This is a genomic window from Streptomyces sp. NPDC127108, assembly GCF_042677545.1.
In the GTDB taxonomy this organism is placed as follows: domain Bacteria; phylum Actinomycetota; class Actinomycetes; order Streptomycetales; family Streptomycetaceae; genus Streptomyces.
Genome location: NZ_JBHXTE010000036.1, coordinates 1 through 22,973, shown reverse-complemented (window position 1 = coordinate 22,973; position 22,973 = coordinate 1). Strand labels below are relative to the sequence as shown.

The window sequence follows — 22,973 nt, the reverse complement described above, 5'->3', positions numbered from 1 at the left end:
TCGAGTTGAGCCTTGTGCCGCCCCGAGGCGGCGCGAGACGCTGGCGTGCGCTCCCCGCCGTACCGCAGGCACCCCCTGCGCCGCGCCGAACCACAGGCACCGTACGCCCGGGCGCGCGAGACGCAATGCACCGCACATGATCCGACCCATCCATGGTCCATGAAAGGTTCAGGTGCACCGCAGATGAGAACGTCCATACGTCGTCGCCCGGCAGCGCTGGTGCTGCCCGGCGTGCTGCTCGTCGCAGGCCTTCAGTTCGGCGCCGGTTCCGCCGCCCGGGCCACGCCCGCCACCGATGCCGTGTCCGACCGCGCGGCCCCAACGGAGAAGTTACGGCTGGCCGGTGCCGGTGAGACCGCCGTGCCGGACAGTTGGATCGTCGTCCTGAGAGAACGCGCGGGCGCCGCGCCCGCCGCCGCCTCCACCGACACCCCCGCCACCACTGCCTCCGCCTCCGCCAACGTGCGCGCGGCGGCGCGCGACCTCCTCGCGCGAGCCGACGGGGCGCGCCTCGGGCATGTGTACCGGGCGGCGCTGCACGGCTTCTCCGCGCGGATGAGCCACGCGCAGGCGGCCCGCACGGCCGCCGACCCCCGCGTCGCGTACGTCCGCCAGGACACCCGCGTTCGCATCGCCGCGGCGCCGACGCACCCGGCACCGACGCATGCCACCGCCGTCGACCAGACGCAGCCCAACGCCCCCTGGGGCCTCGACCGCATCGACCAGCGCCTGCTGCCGCTGTCCACGACGTACACGTACCGGACCACCGCGCCGGACGTCAGCGTGTACGTGATCGACACCGGATTGCGCACCACGCACACGGAGTTCGGCGGCCGGGCCTCGGTCGGGATCGACACCGTGGGCGACGGGCAGGACGGCAACGACTGCAACGGCCACGGCACACACGTCGGCGGTGTCGCCGCGGGTGCCACCTACGGGGTGGCCAAACAAGCCAAGCTCGTGGCGGTGCGCGTGCTCAACTGCCAGGGGTCGGGCACGACTTCAGGAGTCGTCGCGGGCGTCGACTGGGTGACGGCCAAGGCGGCGAAGCCCGCCGTCGCGAACATGAGCCTGGGCGGTGGGGCCAGCGACGTCATGGACCGCGCGGTGCGCAACTCCATCCGGTCCGGCGTCACCTACGCCGTCTCGGCGGGCAGTGCCGGACAGCCGGGCGGCGCCTGCTCCACCTCGCCCGCGCGGGTGCCCGAGGCGATCACCGTCGCCGGAAGCGACCGCTCCGACCGCGTGACGTCCTCCTCCAACACCGGCAAGTGCGTGTCGCTGTACGCACCCGGCGCGCAGATCCCCTCGGCCTGGAAGGACAGCGACACCGCCACGGCCACGCTCAGCGGTACGTCGATGGCGACGGCGCACGCCACCGGGGCCGCGGCGCTGCACCTCGGGTTCCGGCCCGGGGATCCCCCGGCGCAGGTGAAGAAGGGCCTGGTGGACACCGCCACCACCGGAGTGCTCCAGGGCCCCACGCCGGTCGTGCCCGACAAGCTCCTCTACACCCTGTACCTGCCCTAGCCGACCCACTGCTGTCTCGGCGTCGCGTCCCGGCGGGTGCGGCGGCGCTCCTCGGCGCCGCCGCACCCGGCAGGCTCCGGTGAGCGGTGACCGAGGTCCGGTCGGAGAGGTCGCGCTGCTGACATCTGGTCAGTAACTGACTTTTCCTCGCATCGATTTGAGTCAGCATGGGTCATTGATTGTTCCCCGATCGCCAGTTTCAGTCGCCGAAGTCGCGCGAAGGTTCCATGCTGGGCTCCCGGTTCCCGGCACGAGGGCGTCCACGGGCGCCCGAGGGGTCGGCTCCGGACTTGGACGCGTATCTCGAACGTGAATAACGCACATGACGCACATGACGTATTTGAGGAGCCTGATGTACAGGCGAGACAGGCAAGACCCAGGCGGCGGGTACGGCGAGCTGGGCCCACCACCGGCCGGCCGGGGTGAGGAGGGCACCGGGTGACCGCCCAGCCCATGTCGCCCGAGGACCTCCCGCGCAGCAAGCGGGGCCGCAAGCTCGGGCCGATCACGGCCGGGACGGGGCGTGCGCACCGCGCCTGGCTGGAGCCGTTGCGCGGGTCCTACCAGGCCAGCGGTCTCACCATCGGCCAGTTGGAACGCGAGACGGGCTGGTCCCGCTCGAAGATATCCGAGCTGCTGCGTGCCGCGGGCCGCTACCCGCGCTGGGAGTTCACACGCAGCCTGCTCACCGCGCTGCACTGGCCCGCCCCGTCGATGGCGGACATGCGGGCGCTCTGGGCCCTCGCCGCCCGCGAGGCCAACAAGCGAACCATCTGGATCAACAGCTGCCTGCAGGGGGACGGCCTGTCCGCCGACGACCGCCTTCCCGTGCACTTCTCCGCGTTCCAGGACCTCTACCGCGACGCCTACACCGGCTACGCGCACACGTTCCTGCGCCGCCGGGCCGAGGCGCGCCGCGCGGTCAACGACGTCTTCATCCTGCTGCTCTTCCTCTGGGACGAGGCGCTCACCAGCGACAACCCGGAGCGGTTCGCCTGGCAGATCCTGCGTCAGACCGTCATGGAGCGCACCCCGCACCCGGACCACAGCCCCGCGCTCGTGGAGGCGGCCTTCGACACCCTCGCCCTGCGCACGGCCGCCGACCCCGTCGCGCAGATCGAGGAGTCGATGTTCCTCTTCGACGGGCTGCGCAAGCTGCCGGCCGGGCAGCTCGACGTGATGGTGCTGCTGCATCTGCGCGGCCTCGACGAGAGCGCTGTCGCCGCCGTCCTCGGCATTCCGCTCGCGGCGGTGCGCTCCACCGCCCGGCATGCCCGGCGCCACCTCGACGGCCGTCTCCACGCCGCCACCCAGGAGGGATCCCCCGGTGACCGTAGCGATTGACGAACTGCTCGCCCGCGCCCGGCTCCTCGACGACACGGACACGCCCTACGACCACGTGCGCACGGTCCGCCCCGGCGCCGCCCCCGCGCGGCTCGCGGCCACCGGCGCCGGTCTGTCCGCCGCTGCCGGTGTCCCCCCGGGGGCGGCGCACACCGTCGCCCCCCTGGCGGGCCGCGGCAAGAAGGACGGTGTCGCCCGGGCCGCGGCGCGGGACCTGCAGAGCCTGTGCGAGGCCGCCGTGACCACCGCCGCGATCACCTCGCTGAGCGACTTCCTCACCCAGGCGCTGCCCAAGCCGCCGGGTGCCCGGGTCCTCGGCTGCATCCTGCAGTTGAGCGGGGAGGAGGACTCGGCCCGCTTCTGGTGGCAGTACGCGGCGGGCGCGGGCGACACCGCCGCCTCGTACTGCCTCTATCTGCATCACCTCTCGCTCGGGGAGCGAGGTGAGGCGGCGTGGTGGCAGCAGCAGACGCCGAGCGCGGCGCTCCCCGCGCGGGCCGCCGACGAGCCGGGCGGCTGCCCGGAACCGGGCTTTCCGCTCAATTACCCGCCCGTGCGGACGGACCGGAGCGTGCCGACGACGCTGCGCGTCCTGAGCGGGCTGAAGGTCTCCGAGCGGGCGGCGGGTCCCGGGGCCAGGCCCGCGGTGGTGGGCGCGGTCATGGACTATGTGGTGACCGCCGTCCGCTATGTCGACCCCGACCTCGAACTCCCGCTGCCCGACGCCGACTTCACCGATCACATCCGCGTCCTGACGGCGAGTCCCACCGGCGCCTCCCGCACGACGCCGCGGCGTCGCCCGCTCGACGTACGTCGGAGGGCGCGTTCGGAGGGCGGGTGACCAGGGCGGAGAAAAGGCGCACAGCGGGCATATGGGTGATACTTGGACGGACTTTCCCCGGCAGGTCTGACAGGTAGGTACTCAGAGGGCCTCCGGCCCGGCGCGCGGAGAGCGCACGGGGCCGGAGCGCCGCGAAGGGATGAGATGTCCCGTGGCCCGTGACCTGGACTCCTCGGGCCCCGCCGCGGACAGCAGTCCGACGCCCGGCCGCGGCCGCTGGGCCGCGCTCGCCGTGCTGTGCGCCAGCCTGCTCCTGGTGGCCATGGACGCCACCATCCTCAATGTGGCGCTGCCCTCGCTGATCGACGACATGCGGCCCACGGCCGTCGAGCAGTTGTGGATCATCGACATCTACGGCCTTGTCCTCGGCGGCCTGCTCGTCACCTCCGGCGCGGTCAGCGACCGCCTCGGCCGCAAACGCCTGTTCCTCACCGGCTTCGTGCTCTTCGGTCTCGCCTCGGTCGTGGCCGCGACCGCAGCGGACCCGTGGCAGCTCATCGCCGGACGCGTCCTGCTCGGCATCGGCGGCGCGATGGTCATGCCGTCGACGCTCTCGCTGATCCGCAACGTCTTCACCGATCCGCGCGAGCGCGCCCTCGCCATCGGCATCTGGGCGGCCGTCGCGGGCGCGGGGGCCGCCGTGGGCCCGCTGGTCGGCGGCCTGCTCGTGGAGAGCTCCGGCTGGTCGGCGGCGTTCTGGGTCAACGTCCCCGTCGTCGTGGTGACCGTGGTCGCCGGTGTGCGGCTGCTGCCCGAGTTCCGCAGCGACGGAAAGGGCCCCCTGGACTGGCCGGGCGCCACGCTGTCCGTCGTGGGCGTGATCGCGCTCGCGTGGGGCATCAAGCACGTCGCCAAGGGCAGCCTCGCCGTCGGGGACCTGGCGATCCTGGCCCTCGGCATCGTGCTCCTCGTGGTGTTCGCCCGCAGACAGCTCACGCTCGCCGACCCGCTGCTCGACGTCCGGCTCTTCACCAACCGCGCGTTCACCGCGGCCGCGCTCGCCACGTTCCTCGCGATGCTCGCCATCGGCGCGGCACTCTTCCTGATGTCGCTGTGGCTGCAGTACGTCCACGGGTACTCGCCGTTCGGCGCGGGCCTGCGGACGCTGCCCGCCGCCGGGGCGATGCTCGCCGGTTCGCTGCTCTCGCCGCTGCTGATGGAGCGGTTCGGGGTGCGTGCCGTGATGGCCCTGGGGCTCGGCGGGCTGATCGCCGGGTTCCTGCTGCTCGCCCTGTCGGCGGAGCCGACCCCGTACGGCGTCGTGGCGGTCGTGTTCGTCGCGCTCGGCCTCGGCGACGGACTCGCGATCACCGCGGCCGCGTCCGTCCTGGTGTCCACCGTGCCCGCGGAACGGGCCGGGCAGGCCGGTGCCGTGTCGGAGACCTCGTACGAACTCGGCATCGGCCTCGGCGTCGCCCTGCTCGGTTCCATCCACGGCTCCGTGTACGCCGCCCACATGGACGGACGGACGGCGCAGGCGCGGGAGTCCGTCGGCGGGGCCGTGGAGGCCGCCGACCGCCTGGGCGGCGCGGCCGGGGAGCGGCTCATGGACGCGGCCAGGGCGGCGTTCGAATCCGCCCTGACGACCACGGCGTACGTCAGCGCCGGGATCGTGACCGCCGTCGCGCTGCTGGTCGTGTGGCTGGTGCCGCGGGGGCTGCGGGCGAGCGGCGGGCACTGAATCCCGGGTTCCGGGGGCAGTTGGGGCGGCAGGTGGGGTGCGGGTCGCGACGTCTCCACGTGATCTCGATGCATCTGTGGCGCAAGTGGCGGTGTAGACGGATGAGTTGGGGGGTAGTCCGCTTTTCGGCAAGCAGTTCGAATACTTGCCGCGCGTCACCCGGGGCCCTCGGAACGAGGGCTCCTTCATCTGTCAGGGCACCTCACAGGAGGCATCCATGGAAGACAAGACGGGTATCGAAGAGCGCGACCAGGCCGTCAGCTACGAGCCGCCGGCTCTCATCGCCGTCGGCGACTTCTCCGAGGACACGTTGGGCTTCGGCAACCGCTACAACGACGTCCTCGGCGAGCAGGGCTGGTAACCATCCGACGCGGAGCCCGACACCAGAGCGTTGTGGTGCGGGCCCCCCTTCCTAGGGCGGGCCTCGTGCGCGAGGCAGGCCCCTTTTGAGATCGATGGTTCATGAGCTCGATGAGAACTGAGGCCGTGTGACATGAGTGCCGGTTTCGTCGTCCTTCCGGACACGCCGGGTACGCCGCCGCTCGACGACGCGTACCCCTTCGCGGCGCCCCGGCTGATACCCCATCCGTCAGGCCGTCTGTGGCTGGTGGGGAGCTGGGAGCCGGACGAGGTCCGGCAGGTGACGGTGGGGCCGGTACGGGTGGTGGTGATCGGGCGGTGCCCGGTCACCACCACCCACCTGGAACGGCTGTGCCGACGGCTGCGCACGCTGGCCGATGTCGACGCCCTGGCACGGCAGTTGCCGGGCAGCTTCCACCTGGTGGCCGCCGCGGGGAACGCCACCCGCGTACAGGGGAGCGTGACCGGGCTGCGACAGGTGTTCCACGCGCGCCTCGACGGCGGGATCCCGGTCGCCTCCGACCGGGCCGACGCGCTCGCGGTGCTCACCGGCGCCGGGATCGACGAGCACACCCTCGCCCTGCGCGTCGTCTGCGGCGGCATGCTGCCGCCCCCGCTCTCCGACCGCAGCGCCTGGACCGGCGTGTCCACGGTGCCGCACGACCACTGCCTCGTCCTGGAACCCGACCGGGCCCGCGAACGCCGCTGGTGGTCGCCGCCCACCCCCGAACTCGGCCTGGCGGAGGGCGCGTCGGCGGTCCGGGAGGCGCTGGTCACGGCGGTGGACGGGCTGAACGGGGTCAGCGGGGCGGGGCAGGCCGGTGGTGACGCGGCCGGGGTGGCCACTGCTCCGTACGACAGGAGCGGCCCGAGCGCCGACAACGGCCTGAGGGCTGACAGCGGCCTCAGTGTCGACGGCGGCCTGAGTACCGAAGGTGGCCTCAGGGCGGACGGCGGCCTGAGTACCAGCACCGGTCTCAGCGCCGATATGTCCGGCGGCATGGACTCCACCTCCCTCGCCTTCCTCGCCGCCCGGCACACCCCCGACCTGCTCACCTTCCGCTGGGCCGAGGCCGAGGCGGGCAACGACGACGCCCGCTTCGCCGCGCTCGCCGCGGCCGAACTGCCCGGCGCCCGCCACCTCGTGGTGGCCCAGGGCGACCTGCCGTCGATCTTCACCGACCCGGCCGCGCTCGCCGACACCGAACGGCCCTACCTCTACACCCGCACCCAGGCCCGCATGCGGCACACCGCCGCCGTCCTCGCCGAGCACGGATCCCGGCGGCACGTGGCCGGGCACGGCGCCGACGAGCTCTTCGGCCGCATGCCCGGCTATCTGCACCGCCTCGCCCGCCGCCACCCCCTGACCCTCCTGCGGCACCTGCGCGGCAGCCGGGCGCTCGGCCGCTGGCCGCTGTGGGGCTGTCTCACCCAGCTCGCCCGCGCCGAGAGCGTCGCCCAGTGGTGGCGCGCCCAGGCCGACGACCTCACCGCCCCGCCGCCGCCCGCCCGCCTCCCGTCCATCGGCTGGGGCCTCGCACCGCTGCGCGCGCCCGCCTGGGCCACGGACGCCGCGATCGACGCCGCCCGCGCCGCCCTGCGCGCGACCGGCGAGGACGCCCGCCCCCTCGCCGGGGACCGGGGCTCCCACCAGCACCTCGCCGCGCTGCGGATCACCTCGCCCGCCTACCGCCAGGTGTCCCGCCTGTTCGCCGCCGAGGGCGTCCGCCTCGAACAGCCCTTCCTGGACGACCGGGTCGTCGAGGCGGTCCTGGCCGTCCGCCCGCACGAACGCACCACGCCGTGGCAGTACAAACCGCTGCTCGCCCGGTCCATGCGTGGGCTCGTACCGGACGCGGTCCTCGACCGGACGACGAAGGGCGACTTCAGCGCGGACCTGCGGGCCGGTCGTCGGGCCAACCTCACCGCGATCATCGACGTGTTCTCGTCCGGCACCGTCCTCGCCGACCTCGGACTCGTCGATCCGGATTCGGTGCGCGCCTATCTGCTCGCTCCGCAGGCCGACTCCTCCCGGGACATCGCCGTGGAGCAGCTCCTCGGCTGCGAGACCTGGGCCCGCGCCGCCCGCAGGCCGCTCCCGCTCGGAAGCCCGTGACGGCCCCGACGGCCGCCGCCCCGACGTCGTACCGATGCCCTTGACCGTCGTTGAGGCACCGCCGACCCCGACCGACAGACCGTGCCGACCCCGACGACCGTGACTGACTGACCCCGACGACCGTGACCGGGAGACCCCGATGACCCTGACCCTGCACCCCGACGTCTCCCTGGCCGAGACCGACGACGGCGCCGTCCTGCTCCACCAGCGCACCGGCCGCTACTGGCAGCTCAACCCCACCGGCGTCCTGGTCCTCAGGAACCTGCTCGACGGCCGCACCCACGACCAGGCCGCCCAGGAGCTGACCACCCGCCACAGCGCCGCCCCCGACGCCGCGCACCGCGATGTGTCCCGACTCGTCGAGGCGCTGCGCGAGGCCCGTCTCGTGGTGGAGTCGCGATGAGCGCCCCCGTCGCCCTGTCCGCCCGGGACCGGCTTCCGCTGCACCGCAGGATGCTGCCGCTGCTCGCCGTCGCGGTGGCCCGGATGCTCGCGGGCACCCGCCCGGCCCGGGTGCGCGCCGTCCTTGAGTTCCTGCGCCGCGGGGCCCGGCCCGCCACCGTCGAGCAGGCCGCCGCGGCACGCCGCGACATCGTGTCGGTGAGCCTGCGCTGCGCGGGCCAGGCCTGTCTGCAGCGGTCCATCGCGACGGCCCTGCTGTGCCGGAGCCGGGGGGTGTGGCCGACGTGGTGCACGGGGGTGCGGACCAGCCCGTTCCAGGCGCACGCGTGGGTGGAGGTCGCGGGCGAGCCGGTGGGGGAGCCGGATCCGGCGGGGCACTACCAGAAGCTGCTCGCGATCCCGCCGGTCGAGTCGGCGCGAAGCCGGAGTGCCTGACGGCGCATCAACCTGCAAATCGGCCCAGTTCAGGGCGATCTGACAGCACGTCAACTAATGACTAGGCCGAGTGCAGAGCAGCCGACGGTGAACAACCGTCAAGTCGGCCGAGTGCAGGTGCGCCTGACAGTGCGTCATGCGTCAACGCGGCCGACCAGGCGGTCGGCCCGGCCGTGAGTCCAGTCCGCCCGGAACGGGCCGTCACACCACGACGGGTTCCCCCGCAAGCAGCCGCACGATCTCCCGCACCGCCGCCCGCCCCGCCCGGTTGGCGCCGATCGTGCTGGCCGAAGGGCCGTACCCGACCAGGTGCACGCGCGGGTCGGCCGCCGCGCGCGTACCGTCCATGCGGATCCCGCCGCCCGCCTCGCGCAGCCGCAGCGGTGCCAGATGCTCGATCGCCGCGCGGAAGCCGGTGGCCCAGAGGATGACGTCGGCCTCGACGTGCCGTCCGTCGTCCCACTCGACGCCGGTCGGGGTGATCCGGTCGAACATCGGCAGGCGGTCGAGGACGCCGTCCTCGCGCGCCTTGCGCACCGCGTCGTTGACGGGGAGGCCGGTGACCGACACCACGCTCAGCGGCGGCAGGCCCTGCCGCACCCGCTCCTCGACCATCGCGACGGCGGCCCGGCCCCGGTCCTCGCTGAAGGGGCCCTCGGCGAAGACGGGCGGCCGCCGCGTCACCCACCAGGTCTCGGCCGCGTACGGCGCGATCTCCATAAGGTGCTGGGTGCCGGACGCGCCGCCGCCCACGACGATCACCCGCTGGCCGCGGAAGGCCTCGGGGCCCGGGTAGATCGCGGTGTGCAGCTGCCGGCCCCGGAAGGTGTCCTGCCCGGGGTAGCGCGGCCAGAAGGGCCGATCCCACGTGCCGGTCGCGTTGATCAGCGCCCTGGTCGACCAGACGCCCGCGGAGGTCTGGACGAGCAGCCGCCCGTCCGTTCCCTCGCTGACGCGGTGGACGTCGACGGGACGCCGTACGCGCAGGTCGAAGCGCTGCTCGTAGCGGTCGAAGTACTCCGCGATCACCTCGGAGGAGGGGCGCTCGGGGTCCGCGCCCGTCAGCTCCATGCCCGGCAGCGCGTGCATGCCGTGCACCTTGCCGTACGTCAGCGAGGGCCACCGGAACTGCCACGCGCCGCCCGGCCGGGGCGCGTGGTCGAGGACGACGAAGTCCCGCTCCGGCTCGAACCCCCTGCGCCGCAGGTGATAGGCGCTGGACAGGCCTGCCTGACCAGCGCCTATCACCACTACGTCCACGTCGGTGACGCCCGCGTCTCGTACCCCGATGTCGTTCACGCTTCTACTAACTACGACAGGAGCTGAGATCTTCCCCGCAGGCCCGGGCCCAGGTCCAGGCGCCCTCAGCGGCCCCCGGCCACAAGCAGCGGCGCGCCGCCGGGAGCGGACGCGGGCCGCCCGTTCGCCGCCGGGACGCCGGTCAGTGGCGAGGCCGGGATGCGGGGGAGGAGCCCGCGTGCCGCGAGGTCGGGGAGCACACCCTCGCCGAACCAGTACGCCTCCTCCAGATGCGGATAGCCGGAGAGCACGAAGTGCTCGATGCCGAGCGCGTGGTACTCCTCGATCCGGTCGGCCACCTCGGCGTGGCTGCCGACGAGCGCGGTGCCCGCGCCGCCGCGCACCAGGCCGACGCCCGCCCACAGGTTGGGCGAGATCTCCAGGTCGTCGCGGGAGCCGCCGTGCAGCGCGAGCATGCGCTGCTGGCCAACGGACTCGCTGCGGCCGAGCGCCTCCTGGGCGGCGGCGACGGTGTCCGGGTCGAGGTCGTCGAGCAGCCGCGCCGCGGTGGCCCAGGCCTCCGCGGAGGAGTCGCGCGAGATGGTGTGCAGCCGGATCCCGAAGCGCACGGTGCGCCCTTCGGCCTCGGCGAGCCCCCGGATCCAGTCGATCTTCTGCTTCACCTGTGCGGGCGGCTCGCCCCAGGTCAGGTACACATCGCTGTGCCGGGCGGCGACCGGGCCCGCGGCCGCCGACGAACCACCGAAGAAGATCTCCGGCAGCGGGTCCGGCGGCAGCGCGGTCAGGCCGCCCTCGACGCGGTAGTGCTCGCCGTCGAAGTCGTAGGGGCGGCCGCCCCATACGCCGCGGACCACCGAGAGGAACTCGTCGGTGCGGGCGTAGCGGCGGTCGTGGTCCAAGTGGTCGCCGAAGCGACGCTGTTCGGTGGAGTCCCCGCCGGTCACGACGTTCAGGAGCAGCCTGCCGCGGGTGATGCGCTGGTACGTCGCCGCCATCTGCGCCGCGAGGACCGGTGAGATCACCCCGGGCCGGAACGCCACCAGGAACTTGAGGCGTTCGGTGTGCTGGGCGAGCGCCACGGTGGTGAGCCAGGCGTCCTCGCACCAGGTCCCGGTCGGCGTGAGGACGGCCTCGAAGCCCAGCTGCTCGGCGGCCTTGGCGATCTGGGCCAGATACTCGATGTCGGGCGCGCGCACGCCGGTGACCGGGGTGACGCGGGAGCGGGTGATGCCGCCGTCGGTGTAGGCGTGCCGGTCCACGAGGGTGCGGCCGTCGCCGCCCGTCGGCAGGAACCAGTGGAGGTGCACGGTCATGCTCAGGACTCCTTGTACGTGCGGGGCGCGGTGGTGGAGGGCGGCAGCGAGCCGTTGAACCGGGTGTCCGTGAAGTCGCCGAAGTCGACGCGGCGCGGGATGAGTTCGAGCCCGGCGAAGGCGTCGACGATTCGTTGCTCGGAGTCGATGACGTTCTTGTCGACGGCCACGAACACACGGGTGCCGTTGGTGCGCTTGACGGCGTCGAGCGCCACCTCGTACGGAAGGCCGGTGTCCTTCGCCCACACCTTCGCCCACGCCTCGGGGTGCTTGAAGACCCAGTCCTGGGCCTTCCGCAGCCGCTTCAGATAGTCGGCGATGGCCGCGGACTTCTTCTTGTCCTTGAGCGCGCCGGGCGCGGCCACCTGGAAGCTGAGCCCGTTGACGACGCCCTCGCCGTCGGTGAGCACCCGGGCCTTGCCCCCGCGCAGCACCTGCGAGGTGTACGGGTCCCACACGGCCCACGCGTCCACCTTGCCGCCGCTGAACGCCGCGAGCGCGTCGGCGGGCTGCAGATACTTGACGTGGACGTCCTTGAGCGTGAGGCCCGCCTTCTTGAGGGAGGCGAGCAGCTGGTAGTGCGCGGACGAACCCTGCGCCACCGCCACGGACTTGCCCTTGAGGTCGGCGGTGTCGCGCAGCTCGGAGTCCTTCGGCACGGCGATGACCTCGCCGTGCGAGGTGCCGTGCGTCGCCGCGACCACGGAGATCTTCGAGCCCGCGCCCGCGGCGAACACCGGCGGTGTGTTGCCGACCGCGCCGAGGTCGACTGCCTTGGCGTTCACGGCCTCCAGAAGCGGCGGACCGGACGTGAACGTCGACCACTTGATCTTGTACGGGAGGTCGTCGAGCTCCCCGGCGGCGCGGAGCACGGCCTCCGAACCTCCCTTCTGGTCCCCGACGTTGAGGGTGAGCGAGCCCTTGCCGTCGGTGTTGCCGCCCCCGAGGCCCCCGCTGGAGGTGTTGGCGGAGGAGGCACCGCACGCGCTGAGCGTCAGGGCCAGGGGGAGGAGCAGGAGAGGGGAGAGATGTCGGAGTCGGCGCGCGTGCGGGGAGTGCGGCGGGCGTGGCATGGGTGGCGGTCCGTTCTACGAGGTCGCGGGGAGGGAGCGGGCGGTTTTCGGGGACGAGGCGGGGGAGGTGGGCGAGGAAAGAGAGGTAGAAGAGGCGGCTGGGGCAGGGGCGGCGCTCGGGGCCTCGACGCCGAGGCGTTCCAGGAGCCCGGTGCGCAGGGCGGCGAAGCGGGGATCGGCGATGTCGCGCGGGCGTGGCAGGTCGATCCGCTGCTCGTGCGCGATGACGCCCTCGTCCATGACCAGGACGCGGTCGGCGAGCAGCACCGCCTCCTCCACGTCATGGGTGACGAGCAGGACGGCGCAGCCGCGGCGCTGCCACAGCTCGTCGACGAGGCGCTGCGCCTTGACCCGGGTCAGCGCGTCGAGGGCGCCGAACGGCTCGTCCAGGAGCAGCAGGTCCGGTTCCCGCACCAGCGCGCGGGCCAGCGAGGCGCGCTGGGCCTCGCCGCCGGACAGCGTCTTGGGCCAGGCCTGCGACCGGTGGCTGAGCCCCACCTCTGCCAACGCCCGCTCCGCGACGGCCCGTTCGGGCTTGCCGGGCAGGCCGAGGAGGACGTTGCGCCACACCCGCTTCCAGGGCATGAGGCGCGGCGCCTGGAACGCGACGGCCTTGCGGCGCGGCACGAGCGCGGTGCCCTTGATGTCGCGGTCGAGCCCCGCGAGGATCCGCAGGAGGGTGGACTTGCCGCAGCCGCTGCGTCCGAGCAGGGCCACGAACTCCCCGGCCCGGACGTCGAGATGGAGCTGATCGATGACGGCGCGGCCGTCGAATGCGCGGGTGAGGCCGTCCACGCGGACGACGGTGGCGGGGGCGGGCGGGGTGTCGTCGGCGGCCCGGGTGGAGGTGCCGGTCACCGGCCGGTGAACGTCGGTCGCCATTGCAGCAGCAGCCTTTCGAGAGTGCGGACCACGAAGTCGGCGAGCAGGCCGAGGAAGGCGTACACGATCAGGCAGACCACGATCACGTCGGTCCGCAGGAAGTCCCGGGCCTGGACCATCAGGAAGCCGATGCCGGAGTCGGCGTTGATCTGTTCGGCGAAGACGAGGGCGAGCCAGGCGATGCCGAGGGAGTAGCGCAGGCCCGTCATGGCGCCGGGCAGGGCGCCGGGGAGGATCACGTGTCGTACGAGTCCCCAGCATGAGAGCCCCAACGACTCACCGGCCTCGATGAGTTGGGAGTCGACGCCGCGGATTCCGGCGTACACGTTGAGGTACAGCGGAAACGAGACGCCGAGCGTGATGATGGCGATCTTGGGCGTCTCGCCGATGCCGAACCAGATGATGAACAGCGGGATGAGACCGACGAACGGCACGGTCCGCAGCATCTGCACGCTGGCATCGACCAGGTCCTCACCGATGCGGAAGAGGCCGGAGACGAGCGCGAGGCCGGTGCCCACGAGGGTGCCGAGGAGCAGCCCCACCGCGACGCGCTGGAGCGACACGCTCATGGCGGAGGTCAGCGAGCCGTCCTCGATCAGGTCCCCGGCGACCCGGGCGATGGTTCCGGGGGAGGCGAGCACGTCGCCGCTCAGCGCCCCGGTGGCGCTGAGGAGTTGCCACAGGGCGAGCAGCAGCACGGGCCCTGTGGTGCGGCGGAGCCAGCGGGGGACGCGGGTGCGGCGGGAGGATGCGGGGACGAGTGCGACGAGATCGGGTGGAGTCGGCGCGGGCCCTGTCTCGACGGAACCCTTCTCGGCTTTTCCTGAAATGTCGGGTGCGGGAACGGGTGAGGGCGGGGCGTGACTGATGCTCATGGGGCTCCAGGGCAGGGCGAGTTCAGCGCGGGGGAGCACTCCGGCGTGGGGAGAGAGGCCGGGGCCTCCCGGCGGGCGGGCGTCCCTCAGGGCCGGGTGGGTTCAGAGGGGACGGCCGGGGCCGGGCAGGACCGCGAGAAGAGCGGCGGGATAGCCGGAGGGCGGAGAAAGAGGAGGAAAGGAGGCGTCAGTGGCCGCGACGACACGCGGCGGAAGCCACTCGCAGCAGGTCGATGTGACCGCGCGAAGTGAGCAGAGCTGAACGCAACATGCGGCAGAACGTAGCGATCCGTTCCGGGAACGGTCAACGATGTCTCGCGGACTGGACGCCTCGTATCACCGAATGGAACATCACCCGCTGCGCGGAGTGGCCGGAAGACCGGACTGGTGGAGGATGGGAGGCATGTCCGATGCCTTCACCACCCGCATCCTGAACGTCACGACCGGCTCGGCGGAGACCGTCGTCGACCTCACCCACGAGTGCGAGAACTTCCTGCGCGAGGCTGCCCGAGGCCGTGACGGCCTGCTCAACGTGTTCGTCCCGCACGCCACGGCCGGCATCGCGGTCCTGGAGACCGGCGCGGGCAGCGACGCCGACCTCATCGCCGCGCTGCACACCATCCTCCCGGCCGACGATCGCTGGCAGCACCGCCACGGCAGCCCCGGCCACGGCCGCGACCACGTCCTCCCCGCCCTGGTCGCCCCGCACGCGACCCTGCCCGTGATCGGCGGCGCACTGGAGCTCGGGACGTGGCAGTCTGTGTGCCTGGTCGACACGAACAAGGACAACCCGAACCGGCAGGTGCGGCTGAGCTTCCTGGGCTGAGCAACCTCGGCTTGGGCTTTCTGGGCTGGGCTTCCTGGGTTGAGCTCCCTGGGCTGGGCTGAGTCGGCGGCCCCGGGCGACCGGCTCCAGCCCTCAGGGCCGCGCCGCGGAGCTCCCGCTCTCCGACCGGTGCGCGAGCCGCTGCGCCGCCCGCCGCCCGCGGCTCTCCACGGGCAGGCTGCCGGTGGCCGCCGCGAGGCCGAACGGCGGCATGTCGAAGTAGATGGACTCGTACGAGCCCTCGGGGGCGATGTACGTCTCGTGCCACAGGCCGACGTGTCCGCGCAGCCTGCCCGCGCGCTGCTTGCGGTTGGCGATGCCCCAGGCCTTGTGGTGGAAGGCGTCGGGCGCGGCGGCGTACGCGTACAGCTTCTCCTTGGACTCCCAGTACTGCACCACGTAGTACGTGCGCGGTGACGCGGTCAGGAGGATGCGGCCGAGCAGGCCGCGGTCCGGATCCGCGGCGAGTTCGCGCAGCATGCGCAGCATCGCGTAGAAGACCGGCACCCACTGGTGCACCGCCCAGAAGTGGTTGACGCGCATGCCGATCAGCAGGACCACCGTGTCGCCCTCCGCGGCCGCGGTCGTGTGGCCGGTGGCTGTCTTGGCGTACATGCGGCCTCCAGGGGCGGGGAGGGTGGGCTGGCTGCGCGGTCGTGGGCGCGAGCTGTGTGAGCACTGCTTACATGGTGTGTGAGCGGTGATTACATCAGGGGGCGAGGGGCCGGTCAAGAGGTAAGAGGCCGCGCGGCAAGGGCAGTTGGGGTCAGGTCGACGGGATGTTGGCGATGCCGATGCCGAAGAGGTCGAGCACCTGCTCGGCCAGGTGCTCCGCCTCGGCCTCCGGCAGGAAGCCGTCGACGATCATCTGGGAGAGGCCGTAGACCAGGGCCTGCCCGGCGAGCGCCACCAGGGCGGGGTCGCCCGGACGCAGCGTGCCGGACTCCTGGTCGGCGACGATGAGGTCGGTGAAGGCCCGCTCGAGGCCGGAGACCCTGGCCTGCACGCTCGCGGGCTGATCGGGTCGGTACACACTGGACTTGACCAGCTCGAACCGGTGCGGATGGCGGATCGCGTAGCGCACGAAGCCCAGGCCGATCGCGCGCGTCGCCGGAGCCTCGGCGGCGGCCACCTGGGCGTGCTGCCACTGCTCCAGGTCCTCCAGGATCAGGTCCGCGACCGCCGTGAGCAGCGCCTGCCGGTCCGCGAAGTGACGGAACGGCGCACCCGGCGACACCCCGGCGCGCCGCGCCACCTCGCGCACCGTCACCTTCTCGAGGCCCTGCTCGTCGAGGAGTTCCAGCGCCGCCGCGGTGAGCGCCGAGGGCAGGGAGCCGTGGTGGTAGCCGGTGCGTACGGCGGGCTTGTCCTTCATGGCAGCAGTGCTACCACAGGGCGTCGGCGGGCCGGGCCGCCGCCCGCAGCAGGACGGCGCGGGCTATCTCGTCGTTGCGGCGGAAGAACCCCGCGTCGGTGCCCGCGTGCGGGAACTGCTCGGGACCGGCGACGTACCAGGTGTGGTGGACGTGTCCGGCCGCGTCGAGCGGGTGTCCTTCGCGGATCCGCAGGGCGCCGGTGGGGCGGGGGCTGCCCGTGGCGTCCGGTGCGGTCTCCTCGCTGATGTGGCCCGCCGCGAGGAGACGGCGCAGCAGCGGGTCGGCGGTGCGGGCGAGATCGGGCTCGGGCAGACGGGCGTCCAGGAGGATCCGGGCCGTGTACGCCGCCCGGACGTGCGGGCTCGCGGCCCGGAAGACCGACGCGCCCTCGTCGGCGGTCACGGTCGTGTCGGGGCCGGTGAAGGTGACGACGCCCGCCTCGCTCAGCGCGATCAGCTGCTCCATGCGCAGCGGCGGCGGTCCGCTGCTGAGGAAGGCGCCGACGGAGAACCGGCGCAGTGCCACGGCGGCGGCCGCGGGCGGGAGTTCCCCCGCGTTGTACAGGTCCCCGAGGACACCGCCGACCGCGCCGAGCGCACGGATCACCGCCACGTGCGCGCTGTGCCGGGGCTCCCGCCGTCGGCGCACGCTGTCCCGCAGGTGCGCGCGGACACGGCGCTGCAGCGCGCGCGGATCGGGGGAGAGGTGCCCGGCGAGCGGGGCCGTGAGCCGTTCGGGGTCGAAGTGGTCGTCGGGGTCGGGGACGGCGGCGCCGACGAGCTTGGCGGCGCGGTCGTCGTTGCCGACGAAGCGCTCGTACTGCGCGGCGAACGACGCCCAGTCCATGCGGGTGCGGTCGGGGTGGGCCGTGAACAGCTCGTGGTAGTACGCCCAGGCCAGCTCCTGGAGCGCCGGTGCCCACAGGTCGCGGTCGAAGTCGAACCCCGGGCGGCCGAGCCGGGCGCGGCACATCTCCGGGGTGAGCTGACGCGGCGGCGGGGCGGGGGAGGCCAGGGTGTACGCGGGTTTGGGGTACGGCGGGACCCCGCGCCGGGAACCCGCGTACAGGACGGGCTCGCGGCCGGAGGGGCGGTAGCCGAGACGGCCGTCGCGGCGGGAGCGCGTGAAGCGGCCGCCTCGGCCCTCGGTGAGCAGCAGCAGGCAGTCGATGAAGACGAGCCCGAGGCCGCGCACGACGACGGGTGCGCCGGTGGGTATCCGGTCGAGCCCGTCCTCGTCGGCGCGCCCGGGGCCGATACGGGTGAGGCCCCGGGGGGCGTCCGTGACGACGTCCGTGTGGCCCTGGGCGAGCACGAGTTGGGCCGCGGGCACCGGTCGGTGGCCGTTGTCGAGGACGACGGACTGGCGGTCCGTACCGGCGTGGCGGACATCGACGGCGGTCGCGCGGTGCAGGTGCAGACGCAGGTTCGGGGCCATCCGGGCGCGTACACCACGCAAGAACTCCTGCAAATAGCGGCCCTGCGCGGGGCGCGACGCGTAGTGGCCGTCGTGGAGCGGGCCGCGGCCCGTCTCCGCCAGCCACCGGCCCGTCGTCGGCCCGGGGTGCGCGGGCCCGGCGCACCGCACCGAGCTGTCCGGGAACATCGTCACCTGCTCGGCCGCCGAGTTCATCCAGAGGAGTTCGCTCTGCGACGTCCGCCAGGTGCGCCCTGAACCGGGCGGAAAGGGGTCGACCAGATGGATCGCGAATTCCCTGTCGCCAATGATCTCCGGCGCGTTCGCCGCGATGCGTTCCAGGATCGACGTTCCGCGCGGGCCCGCGCCGATGACGCACACGGCCGCTGAAGGATCACCACGGTCCTGCTTCATGGTCCTCTTTCCGGCAGGGTGCACGGGACGGGTGGGGCGCGAGCGAGCGGACGGGGCGGCGGCACGAGCGGCCGGAGCGGTGCTGCGGGCGGCGGCTGAGAACGACGCACATCCCTTGTGTCACGCCGGACCGCTCATTACTGTTTCTTTACTGACCGCTCGAATCGCTTCATGATGAGCCGTCACCGGGGGAGACAGCGCCATGCCGAATCTACGACATCCCACACCGAACATCAGCAGCCAGCAGGAGAAGTTAACCGTGGACGACCGGGCGCGCACGCGACGGTCCTCGCTCTCCTTGCCCGAGTATCTGCCACTGGAACACTGGAAAACCATCGGAGAGCAGATATTTGCCATTGTCGATTCATCCGCGTGGTGGTTGGGAGACTGGCTGGTATTCGGCCAGCAGACCTATCCCCGCCGATATCGCGATGCGATCGAGCAAACATCCCTGGATTACCAGACGTTGCGCAACTACGCCTGGATCGCCCGCAAGTTCCCGCCGTCCCGCCGGCGGGACGGTCTGAGCCTCCAGCACCACGCCGAGGTCGCGGCGCTGCCCGCACCGGCACAGGACCACTGGCTGAGCCAGGCGGAGGCGCACGGCTGGTCGCGCAACGAGCTGCGCCGTCATCTGCGGGCCGCGCGCACTGCGGCGCAGGATGCGGGGGCGACCGAGGATGTGCAGGTGACCGCGTCCGCCGAGCAGTGCGACCGCTGGGAGAAAGCCGCCCAGCACATGGAGAGCGACCTCAACGACTGGATGATCCGAAAAGTCGACGAGGCCGCTGCCACCGCCCTCGGCCCGGAAATCGCGGACGACCCGGCCCGTTCCCCTCACCCCGACTCGTCCGTAGCCTCTGAGTAATTCCCCGGTCCGGTGGCCGCGATATCCGTGGTCGCCGCATCGCGGCGTCCTGCCGCGGCCGGGGAGCAATCCGCTCACGGAGGAGAGGCAACATGCCGGAGTCTGCCGCGTGCCGCGTCTGCGGCGGTGAGGTCGTCGAATTCATGGACTTCGGGAAACAGCCGATATCGGACTGCTTCCTGCCGCCCGAATCAACGACTCCTGAACACTTCTTCCGGCTGGTCGTCGGAGCCTGTGACTCGTGCACGATGGTGCAGCTACTCCATGAAGTGCCACGCGAGCGTATGTTCCACGATCATTACCCTTACCATTCCTCCGGATCCGCCCGAATGCGGGAACACTTCCGGGCCGTCGCCGAACGCTTCGTCGGGACCGAACTGACCGGCGACGACGCGTTCATCGTCGAACTCGGCTGCAACGACGGGGTCATGCTCGCGACGGTCGCCGAAGCCGGCATCCGGCATCTGGGCGTCGAGCCCTCCGGCTCGGTCGCCGACGTCACCGCCGCGCGCGGCATCCGGGTGCGCAAGGACTTCTTCGAGGAGGAGACCGCGCGCGCCATCCGCGCCGACGACGGCCAGGCCGCGGTCATCTACGCCGCCAACACCCTGTGCCACATCCCGTACATGGGCTCGGTCCTGCGCGGCGTACACGAACTCCTCGCCCCCGACGGGGTGTTCGTCTTCGAGGACCCCTACTTCGCCGACATCGTGCGGCAGACGTCCTTCGACCAGATGTACGACGAGCACTTCTACTACTTCACCGCCCGGTCGGTGGCGGAGATGGCGCGCCGTCACGGCCTTGACCTCGTCGACGTGGAACGCCTGACCGTGCACGGCGGCGAGGTGCGCTACACCCTGGCCCGCGCGGGCGCACGCGAGCGCACCGCGACCGTGGGCGAACTGCTCGCCGAGGAGGCGGCCGCGGAGCTGACCGCGCGCCACACCCTGGAGGGTTTCCGCGACCGGGTCCTGAAGGCCCGCGACGACCTCACCTCGCTCCTGCGGGAGCTGCGCGCCCAGGGCAAGGACATCGTCGGCTACGGCGCCACCGCCAAGAGCGCCACGGTCCTCAACTACTGCGGCATCGGCCCGGAGTCGATCGCGTACGTCACGGACACCACGCCCGCGAAACAGGGGCGGCTGACCCCCGGATCCCACATCCCGGTGGTGCCCCACCAGCGCTTCGCCGACGACCGCCCGCCGTACGCGGTGCTGTTCGCGTGGAACCACGCGGAGGAGATCATGGCGAAGGAGCAGGAGTTCCGGGACGCGGGCGGACGGTGGATCCGGTACGTGCCCGAGGTGCGGGTGGACTGAGGGGCGGGCGGCGCCGAGGGGCGGGTGGGCCGGGGACGGGCGGCGCCGCGCGGCCCGGGCCCGCGGGGTGCCGTCAGCCCCGCCAGCGCCGCAGGACAAGGACGGCGTTGTGGCCGCCGAAGCCGAAGGAGTGGCTGACGCCGACCTCCACGTCGTGCTCCTGGGCCTGGTGCGCGACGAAGTTCATCGCCGGGTCCTCGGGGGAGTCGCAGTTGAGGGTGGGCGGCACGACGCCCGTGCGGATGGCCTCCGTGACCACCGCGGCCTCCACGGCGCCGCCCGCGGCGAGCATGTGGCCCGTCATGCTCTTGGTCGAGCCGACGGGGACACGGGGGGCGTGGTCGCCGTACACCCGGCGGATCGCGGTGAGTTCGGTGGCGTCGTTGAGCCGGGTGCCGGTGCCGTGGGCGTTGATGTAGCCGACGTCGGCGGGCGTCGCGCCGGCGGACTCCAGGGCGGTGCGCATCGCGCGTTCGGCCTGGGCGCCGTCGGGGGAGGGCGCCGTCAGGTGGTGGGCGTCCGTGGTGGCCGCGTAGCCCGCCAGCTCGGCGTGGACCACGGCGCCGCGGCGCCGGGCGTGGGCGGCGCTCTCCAGGACCAGGACGCCCGCGCCCGCGCCCATCACGAAGCCGTCCCTGTCCTTGTCGAAGGGGCGGCTCGCGGTCGTCGGGTCGCCCGTCCTGCGGGAGAGCACCCGTGCCCGTGCCGCCGCCGCGAGTTCGAGCCGGTCGAAGGCGTCCATCCCGCCGGCCACGACGACATCGGCGCGGCCCTCGCGGATCCAGCGGGCCGCCTCCCCGACGCACACCGTGCCGGTGGCGCAGGCGGCGACCATCTCGGCGGACGGGCCGCGCGCACCCAGCTCCAGGCAGACCTCGGCGGCCGAGCTGATGCCCATCGTGGGGAACACCTGCGGGCTGACCGCGGCATAGCCCTCGTCACGCATGGCCATGGCGTTGCGCGAGGCCACACGCGTGGAGCCGATGATGGACCCGACGGCGACCCCGACCCGCGGCGCGAGCTCCTCGTCGAGCTCGATCCCGGCCTCCTGGAGCGCCATGCGGGCCGCCGCGACGACCACCTGGATGGTCCAGTCGGTACGCCGTACGACGTGCCGAGGCAGGTGGCGCTCGGGCTCGAAGCCGGGCACTTCACCGCCGATGCGGACCGGCAGGTCGCCCACCTCGAACCCGGTGATGTCGCGGATGCCGCTCTTCCCGGCGACGAGGGCGGCCCAGGTGTCGGGCCAGTTCGGCGCGAGCGGGGAGACGACGCCGCGGCCGGTGACGACGACGCGGTCCGGGTGCGTGTCCCGGCCGGGGGGAGGGGTGCGGGGCGCGTGTCCCGGCGCCGCGGGGGAGTGGTCGTGTCCTGGTGTGCTGGTCATGTCGTCGCCTGCCTTCACTTGGTCTTCGCCTGAGGGTGGTGCACGGCTGCCAGGGGTGGGCGTCGGTGCCGTTCGGCGAGGCGGAGCAGATGGGGAACGGCTTCGGCGGCGCTCGGCATGGCCCGCAGGTCGGCGCGGAGCCGCCGGGCGCCCTCGGTGAAGGAGGGGTCGGTCAGGAGCCGCTGGACTTCGTGCGCGACGCGTTCGCCGGTGGCTTCGGCCACCTGGAGGTCGATTCCGGCGCCGTAGGAGGTGACGCCGCGGGCGAGCCAGATCGCGTCGAGCTGTTCGGCGATGGCGAGTTGGGGGACGGCGTGCAGGGAGGTCGTGCCGATCGTGCCGAACCCGCCGTGATGAACCATCACCGCACACGTCGGAGCCAGCGCCGCCAACGGCACGAACTCCTCCACCCGCACCCGGTCCCCCACCACCGCACCCAACTCCTGACGGATCTCCCCCGCACCCGGCAGAGCCGCCACCACCTCCACATCCAGCCCCGCCAGAGCCTTCAGGATCTCCACCACCGACACCGAATACCCCGCAAGCCGCTCCACCGCACTCAACCCCAGCGTGAACCCCACCCGAGGCCGCACCGGCACCTCCCACAACCACCGCGGCACCACCGACACCCCGTTGTAGACGCCGTAGCGGACGGGGACGTAGTCGATCGCCGTGTCGAACCGGAAGGGGGCCGGGAGCAGATCGGCGGTGAACTGACCCGTCGTCAACTCCTCGTCGAACTCCACTCCGTACCGTCCCGCCAAGGCCCCGAGCCACTCGCCCAGCGGATCCCCGCCCCCACCTCCGGCCGCCGCTTCCTCACCCGCGAGGCGGACGAACTCCTCCCGCACCCGCCCGAAGAAATCCACCCCCCACGTCAACCGCCCATGCGCCGCACCACACACCCGCGCCGCCACCCCACCCGCAAACGTCCCCGGCTCCCACACCACCAACTCCGGCTCCCACCACCGGCACAACCCCACCAACTCATCCACCAACGGCTCATTCACCAACCGGAACCACCACGGCACCACATCCGCATAACCCGACCGCAAATACTCCAACGACAACAACTCACCCGGCACATCCGCCACATCGAACGGCGGCAGTGCCGACCAGCGTTCGTCGCCGTGCCGGGTCTTGAGCACGCGCCAGAGCTGGTGGTCGCGGCCGACGGGCACGGCCGTCAGACCGGCCCGCGTGATCTCAGGAACCAGCTCCGGCTGACTCGCCACCCGCACCTCATGACCGGCCG

Annotated in this window: 22 protein-coding genes; 11 read left to right on the top strand and 11 right to left on the bottom strand. The window is 72.6% G+C overall.

The genetic code is table 11. From position 1 onward, the window contains the following. The first annotated feature begins 183 nt into the window (after positions 1–183). The 8 genes from ACFVHO_RS27530 to ACFVHO_RS27495 all read left to right on the top strand — a co-directional run bounded on the left by ACFVHO_RS27530 (position 184) and on the right by ACFVHO_RS27495 (position 8,709). Positions 184–1,530 carry a S8 family peptidase gene (locus ACFVHO_RS27530; RefSeq protein WP_385719995.1) on the top strand — a complete coding sequence of 449 codons (1,347 nt, stop codon included), beginning with the start codon at positions 184–186 and terminating at the stop codon, positions 1,528–1,530. A 438-nt stretch (positions 1,531–1,968) separates the two neighbouring features. Beyond that, on the top strand, positions 1,969–2,874 hold the full coding sequence (locus ACFVHO_RS27525; protein ID WP_385719992.1) for a helix-turn-helix domain-containing protein: 906 nt from the start codon (positions 1,969–1,971) through the stop codon (positions 2,872–2,874). Further along, positions 2,858–3,715 carry a hypothetical protein gene (locus tag ACFVHO_RS27520; protein ID WP_385719989.1) on the top strand — a complete coding sequence of 286 codons (858 nt, stop codon included), beginning with the start codon at positions 2,858–2,860 and terminating at the stop codon, positions 3,713–3,715. Before ACFVHO_RS27525 ends, ACFVHO_RS27520 begins: the two co-directional genes overlap by 17 nt. A 151-nt stretch (positions 3,716–3,866) precedes the next feature. Further along, positions 3,867–5,396 carry an MFS transporter gene (locus tag ACFVHO_RS27515; protein ID WP_385719986.1) on the top strand — a complete coding sequence of 510 codons (1,530 nt, stop codon included), beginning with the start codon at positions 3,867–3,869 and terminating at the stop codon, positions 5,394–5,396. Between the two features lie 217 nt (positions 5,397–5,613). Then, positions 5,614–5,757: a lasso RiPP family leader peptide-containing protein gene (locus tag ACFVHO_RS27510; RefSeq protein ID WP_385719984.1), complete on the top strand. Its 144-nt coding sequence runs from the start codon at positions 5,614–5,616 to the stop codon at positions 5,755–5,757. A gap of 132 nt (positions 5,758–5,889) precedes the next feature. Further along, complete coding sequence (locus ACFVHO_RS27505; protein ID WP_385719981.1) at positions 5,890–7,872, top strand: asparagine synthase-related protein; 1,983 nt, start codon at positions 5,890–5,892, stop codon at positions 7,870–7,872. A 139-nt stretch (positions 7,873–8,011) separates the two neighbouring features. Further along, on the top strand, positions 8,012–8,275 hold the full coding sequence (locus ACFVHO_RS27500) for a lasso peptide biosynthesis PqqD family chaperone (RefSeq protein ID WP_385719978.1): 264 nt from the start codon (positions 8,012–8,014) through the stop codon (positions 8,273–8,275). Beyond that, entirely contained in the window at positions 8,272–8,709 is a 438-nt protein-coding gene (locus ACFVHO_RS27495; protein ID WP_385719975.1) for a lasso peptide biosynthesis B2 protein, read from the top strand. The genes ACFVHO_RS27500 and ACFVHO_RS27495 overlap by 4 nt, the downstream gene beginning before the upstream one ends. Positions 8,710–8,910: 201 nt before the next feature. Here ACFVHO_RS27495 and ACFVHO_RS27490 read toward each other — a convergent pair whose 3' ends face one another. The 6 genes from ACFVHO_RS27490 to ACFVHO_RS27465 form a co-directional block, all read right to left on the bottom strand. After that, a complete protein-coding gene (locus tag ACFVHO_RS27490) occupies positions 8,911–10,008 on the bottom strand; it encodes an FAD-dependent oxidoreductase (RefSeq protein WP_385719972.1) in 1,098 nt (365 codons plus the stop codon). 65 nt (positions 10,009–10,073) lie between these two features. After that, positions 10,074–11,282, bottom strand: a complete 1,209-nt coding sequence (locus tag ACFVHO_RS27485) for an LLM class flavin-dependent oxidoreductase (RefSeq protein ID WP_385719969.1) — start codon at positions 11,280–11,282, stop codon at positions 10,074–10,076. 2 nt (positions 11,283–11,284) lie between these two features. Next, positions 11,285–12,355, bottom strand: a complete 1,071-nt coding sequence (locus ACFVHO_RS27480; RefSeq protein WP_385719966.1) for an ABC transporter substrate-binding protein — start codon at positions 12,353–12,355, stop codon at positions 11,285–11,287. Positions 12,356–12,370: 15 nt separating this feature from the next. Further along, the gene (locus ACFVHO_RS27475; RefSeq protein ID WP_385719964.1) at positions 12,371–13,237 is read right to left on the bottom strand and encodes an ABC transporter ATP-binding protein; all 867 of its coding nucleotides are present in this window, start codon (positions 13,235–13,237) and stop codon (positions 12,371–12,373) included. Continuing rightward, the gene (locus ACFVHO_RS27470) at positions 13,210–14,112 is read right to left on the bottom strand and encodes an ABC transporter permease (protein WP_385719961.1); all 903 of its coding nucleotides are present in this window, start codon (positions 14,110–14,112) and stop codon (positions 13,210–13,212) included. Before ACFVHO_RS27470 ends, ACFVHO_RS27475 begins: the two co-directional genes overlap by 28 nt. Positions 14,113–14,299: 187 nt before the next feature. Further along, positions 14,300–14,383: a putative leader peptide gene (locus ACFVHO_RS27465; protein ID WP_380832513.1), complete on the bottom strand. Its 84-nt coding sequence runs from the start codon at positions 14,381–14,383 to the stop codon at positions 14,300–14,302. Positions 14,384–14,515: 132 nt separating this feature from the next. Here ACFVHO_RS27465 and ACFVHO_RS27460 point away from each other — a divergent pair, with 132 nt between their 5' ends. Next, positions 14,516–14,938 carry a secondary thiamine-phosphate synthase enzyme YjbQ gene (locus ACFVHO_RS27460; protein ID WP_385719959.1) on the top strand — a complete coding sequence of 141 codons (423 nt, stop codon included), beginning with the start codon at positions 14,516–14,518 and terminating at the stop codon, positions 14,936–14,938. A gap of 93 nt (positions 14,939–15,031) precedes the next feature. Here the strand turns inward: ACFVHO_RS27460 and ACFVHO_RS27455 are convergent, their stop codons facing one another. The 3 genes from ACFVHO_RS27455 to ACFVHO_RS27445 all read right to left on the bottom strand — a co-directional run bounded on the left by ACFVHO_RS27455 (position 15,032) and on the right by ACFVHO_RS27445 (position 18,144). After that, positions 15,032–15,553: a DUF4188 domain-containing protein gene (locus tag ACFVHO_RS27455; RefSeq protein ID WP_385719956.1), complete on the bottom strand. Its 522-nt coding sequence runs from the start codon at positions 15,551–15,553 to the stop codon at positions 15,032–15,034. Between the two features lie 151 nt (positions 15,554–15,704). Then, positions 15,705–16,313, bottom strand: a complete 609-nt coding sequence (locus ACFVHO_RS27450; RefSeq protein ID WP_385719954.1) for a TetR/AcrR family transcriptional regulator — start codon at positions 16,311–16,313, stop codon at positions 15,705–15,707. Between the two features lie 10 nt (positions 16,314–16,323). Continuing rightward, entirely contained in the window at positions 16,324–18,144 is a 1,821-nt protein-coding gene (locus ACFVHO_RS27445) for an FAD/NAD(P)-binding protein (RefSeq protein WP_385719951.1), read from the bottom strand. Between the two features lie 202 nt (positions 18,145–18,346). On the opposite strand from ACFVHO_RS27445, the gene ACFVHO_RS27440 reads away from it, so the two are divergent. Further along, positions 18,347–19,012, top strand: a complete 666-nt coding sequence (locus tag ACFVHO_RS27440) for an LmbU family transcriptional regulator (RefSeq protein ID WP_385719948.1) — start codon at positions 18,347–18,349, stop codon at positions 19,010–19,012. Between the two features lie 92 nt (positions 19,013–19,104). Next, positions 19,105–20,331, top strand: coding sequence for a methyltransferase domain-containing protein (locus tag ACFVHO_RS27435; protein ID WP_385719945.1), 1,227 nt, complete (start codon positions 19,105–19,107; stop codon positions 20,329–20,331). Positions 20,332–20,404: 73 nt separating this feature from the next. Here the strand turns inward: ACFVHO_RS27435 and ACFVHO_RS27430 are convergent, their stop codons facing one another. Both ACFVHO_RS27430 and ACFVHO_RS27425 read right to left on the bottom strand, forming a co-directional pair. Beyond that, positions 20,405–21,718: a beta-ketoacyl-[acyl-carrier-protein] synthase family protein gene (locus ACFVHO_RS27430; RefSeq protein ID WP_385719942.1), complete on the bottom strand. Its 1,314-nt coding sequence runs from the start codon at positions 21,716–21,718 to the stop codon at positions 20,405–20,407. A gap of 14 nt (positions 21,719–21,732) precedes the next feature. Next, on the bottom strand, positions 21,733–22,973 hold a 1,241-nt coding region (locus tag ACFVHO_RS27425), incomplete at its 5' end, for a nucleotide disphospho-sugar-binding domain-containing protein (RefSeq protein ID WP_385719940.1).

What these genes read in the sequence shown, in the direction of transcription:
- ACFVHO_RS27435 (WP_385719945.1), top strand. Translation starts at nt 19,105, where the DNA reads ATGCCGGAGTCTGCCGCGTGCCGCGTCTGCGGCGGTGAGGTCGTCGAA.
- ACFVHO_RS27470 (WP_385719961.1), bottom strand. Translation starts at nt 14,112, where the DNA reads ATGAGCATCAGTCACGCCCCGCCCTCACCCGTTCCCGCACCCGACATT.
- ACFVHO_RS27480 (WP_385719966.1), bottom strand. Translation starts at nt 12,355, where the DNA reads ATGCCACGCCCGCCGCACTCCCCGCACGCGCGCCGACTCCGACATCTC.
- ACFVHO_RS27430 (WP_385719942.1), bottom strand. Translation starts at nt 21,718, where the DNA reads ATGACCAGCACACCAGGACACGACCACTCCCCCGCGGCGCCGGGACAC.
- ACFVHO_RS27450 (WP_385719954.1), bottom strand. Translation starts at nt 16,313, where the DNA reads ATGAAGGACAAGCCCGCCGTACGCACCGGCTACCACCACGGCTCCCTG.
- ACFVHO_RS27530 (WP_385719995.1), top strand. Translation starts at nt 184, where the DNA reads ATGAGAACGTCCATACGTCGTCGCCCGGCAGCGCTGGTGCTGCCCGGC.
- ACFVHO_RS27505 (WP_385719981.1), top strand. Translation starts at nt 5,890, where the DNA reads ATGAGTGCCGGTTTCGTCGTCCTTCCGGACACGCCGGGTACGCCGCCG.
- ACFVHO_RS27440 (WP_385719948.1), top strand. Translation starts at nt 18,347, where the DNA reads ATGCCGAATCTACGACATCCCACACCGAACATCAGCAGCCAGCAGGAG.
- ACFVHO_RS27500 (WP_385719978.1), top strand. Translation starts at nt 8,012, where the DNA reads ATGACCCTGACCCTGCACCCCGACGTCTCCCTGGCCGAGACCGACGAC.
- ACFVHO_RS27485 (WP_385719969.1), bottom strand. Translation starts at nt 11,282, where the DNA reads ATGACCGTGCACCTCCACTGGTTCCTGCCGACGGGCGGCGACGGCCGC.
- ACFVHO_RS27495 (WP_385719975.1), top strand. Translation starts at nt 8,272, where the DNA reads ATGAGCGCCCCCGTCGCCCTGTCCGCCCGGGACCGGCTTCCGCTGCAC.
- ACFVHO_RS27465 (WP_380832513.1), bottom strand. Translation starts at nt 14,383, where the DNA reads ATGTTGCGTTCAGCTCTGCTCACTTCGCGCGGTCACATCGACCTGCTG.
- ACFVHO_RS27460 (WP_385719959.1), top strand. Translation starts at nt 14,516, where the DNA reads ATGTCCGATGCCTTCACCACCCGCATCCTGAACGTCACGACCGGCTCG.
- ACFVHO_RS27475 (WP_385719964.1), bottom strand. Translation starts at nt 13,237, where the DNA reads ATGGCGACCGACGTTCACCGGCCGGTGACCGGCACCTCCACCCGGGCC.
- ACFVHO_RS27455 (WP_385719956.1), bottom strand. Translation starts at nt 15,553, where the DNA reads ATGTACGCCAAGACAGCCACCGGCCACACGACCGCGGCCGCGGAGGGC.
- ACFVHO_RS27445 (WP_385719951.1), bottom strand. Translation starts at nt 18,144, where the DNA reads ATGAAGCAGGACCGTGGTGATCCTTCAGCGGCCGTGTGCGTCATCGGC.
- ACFVHO_RS27510 (WP_385719984.1), top strand. Translation starts at nt 5,614, where the DNA reads ATGGAAGACAAGACGGGTATCGAAGAGCGCGACCAGGCCGTCAGCTAC.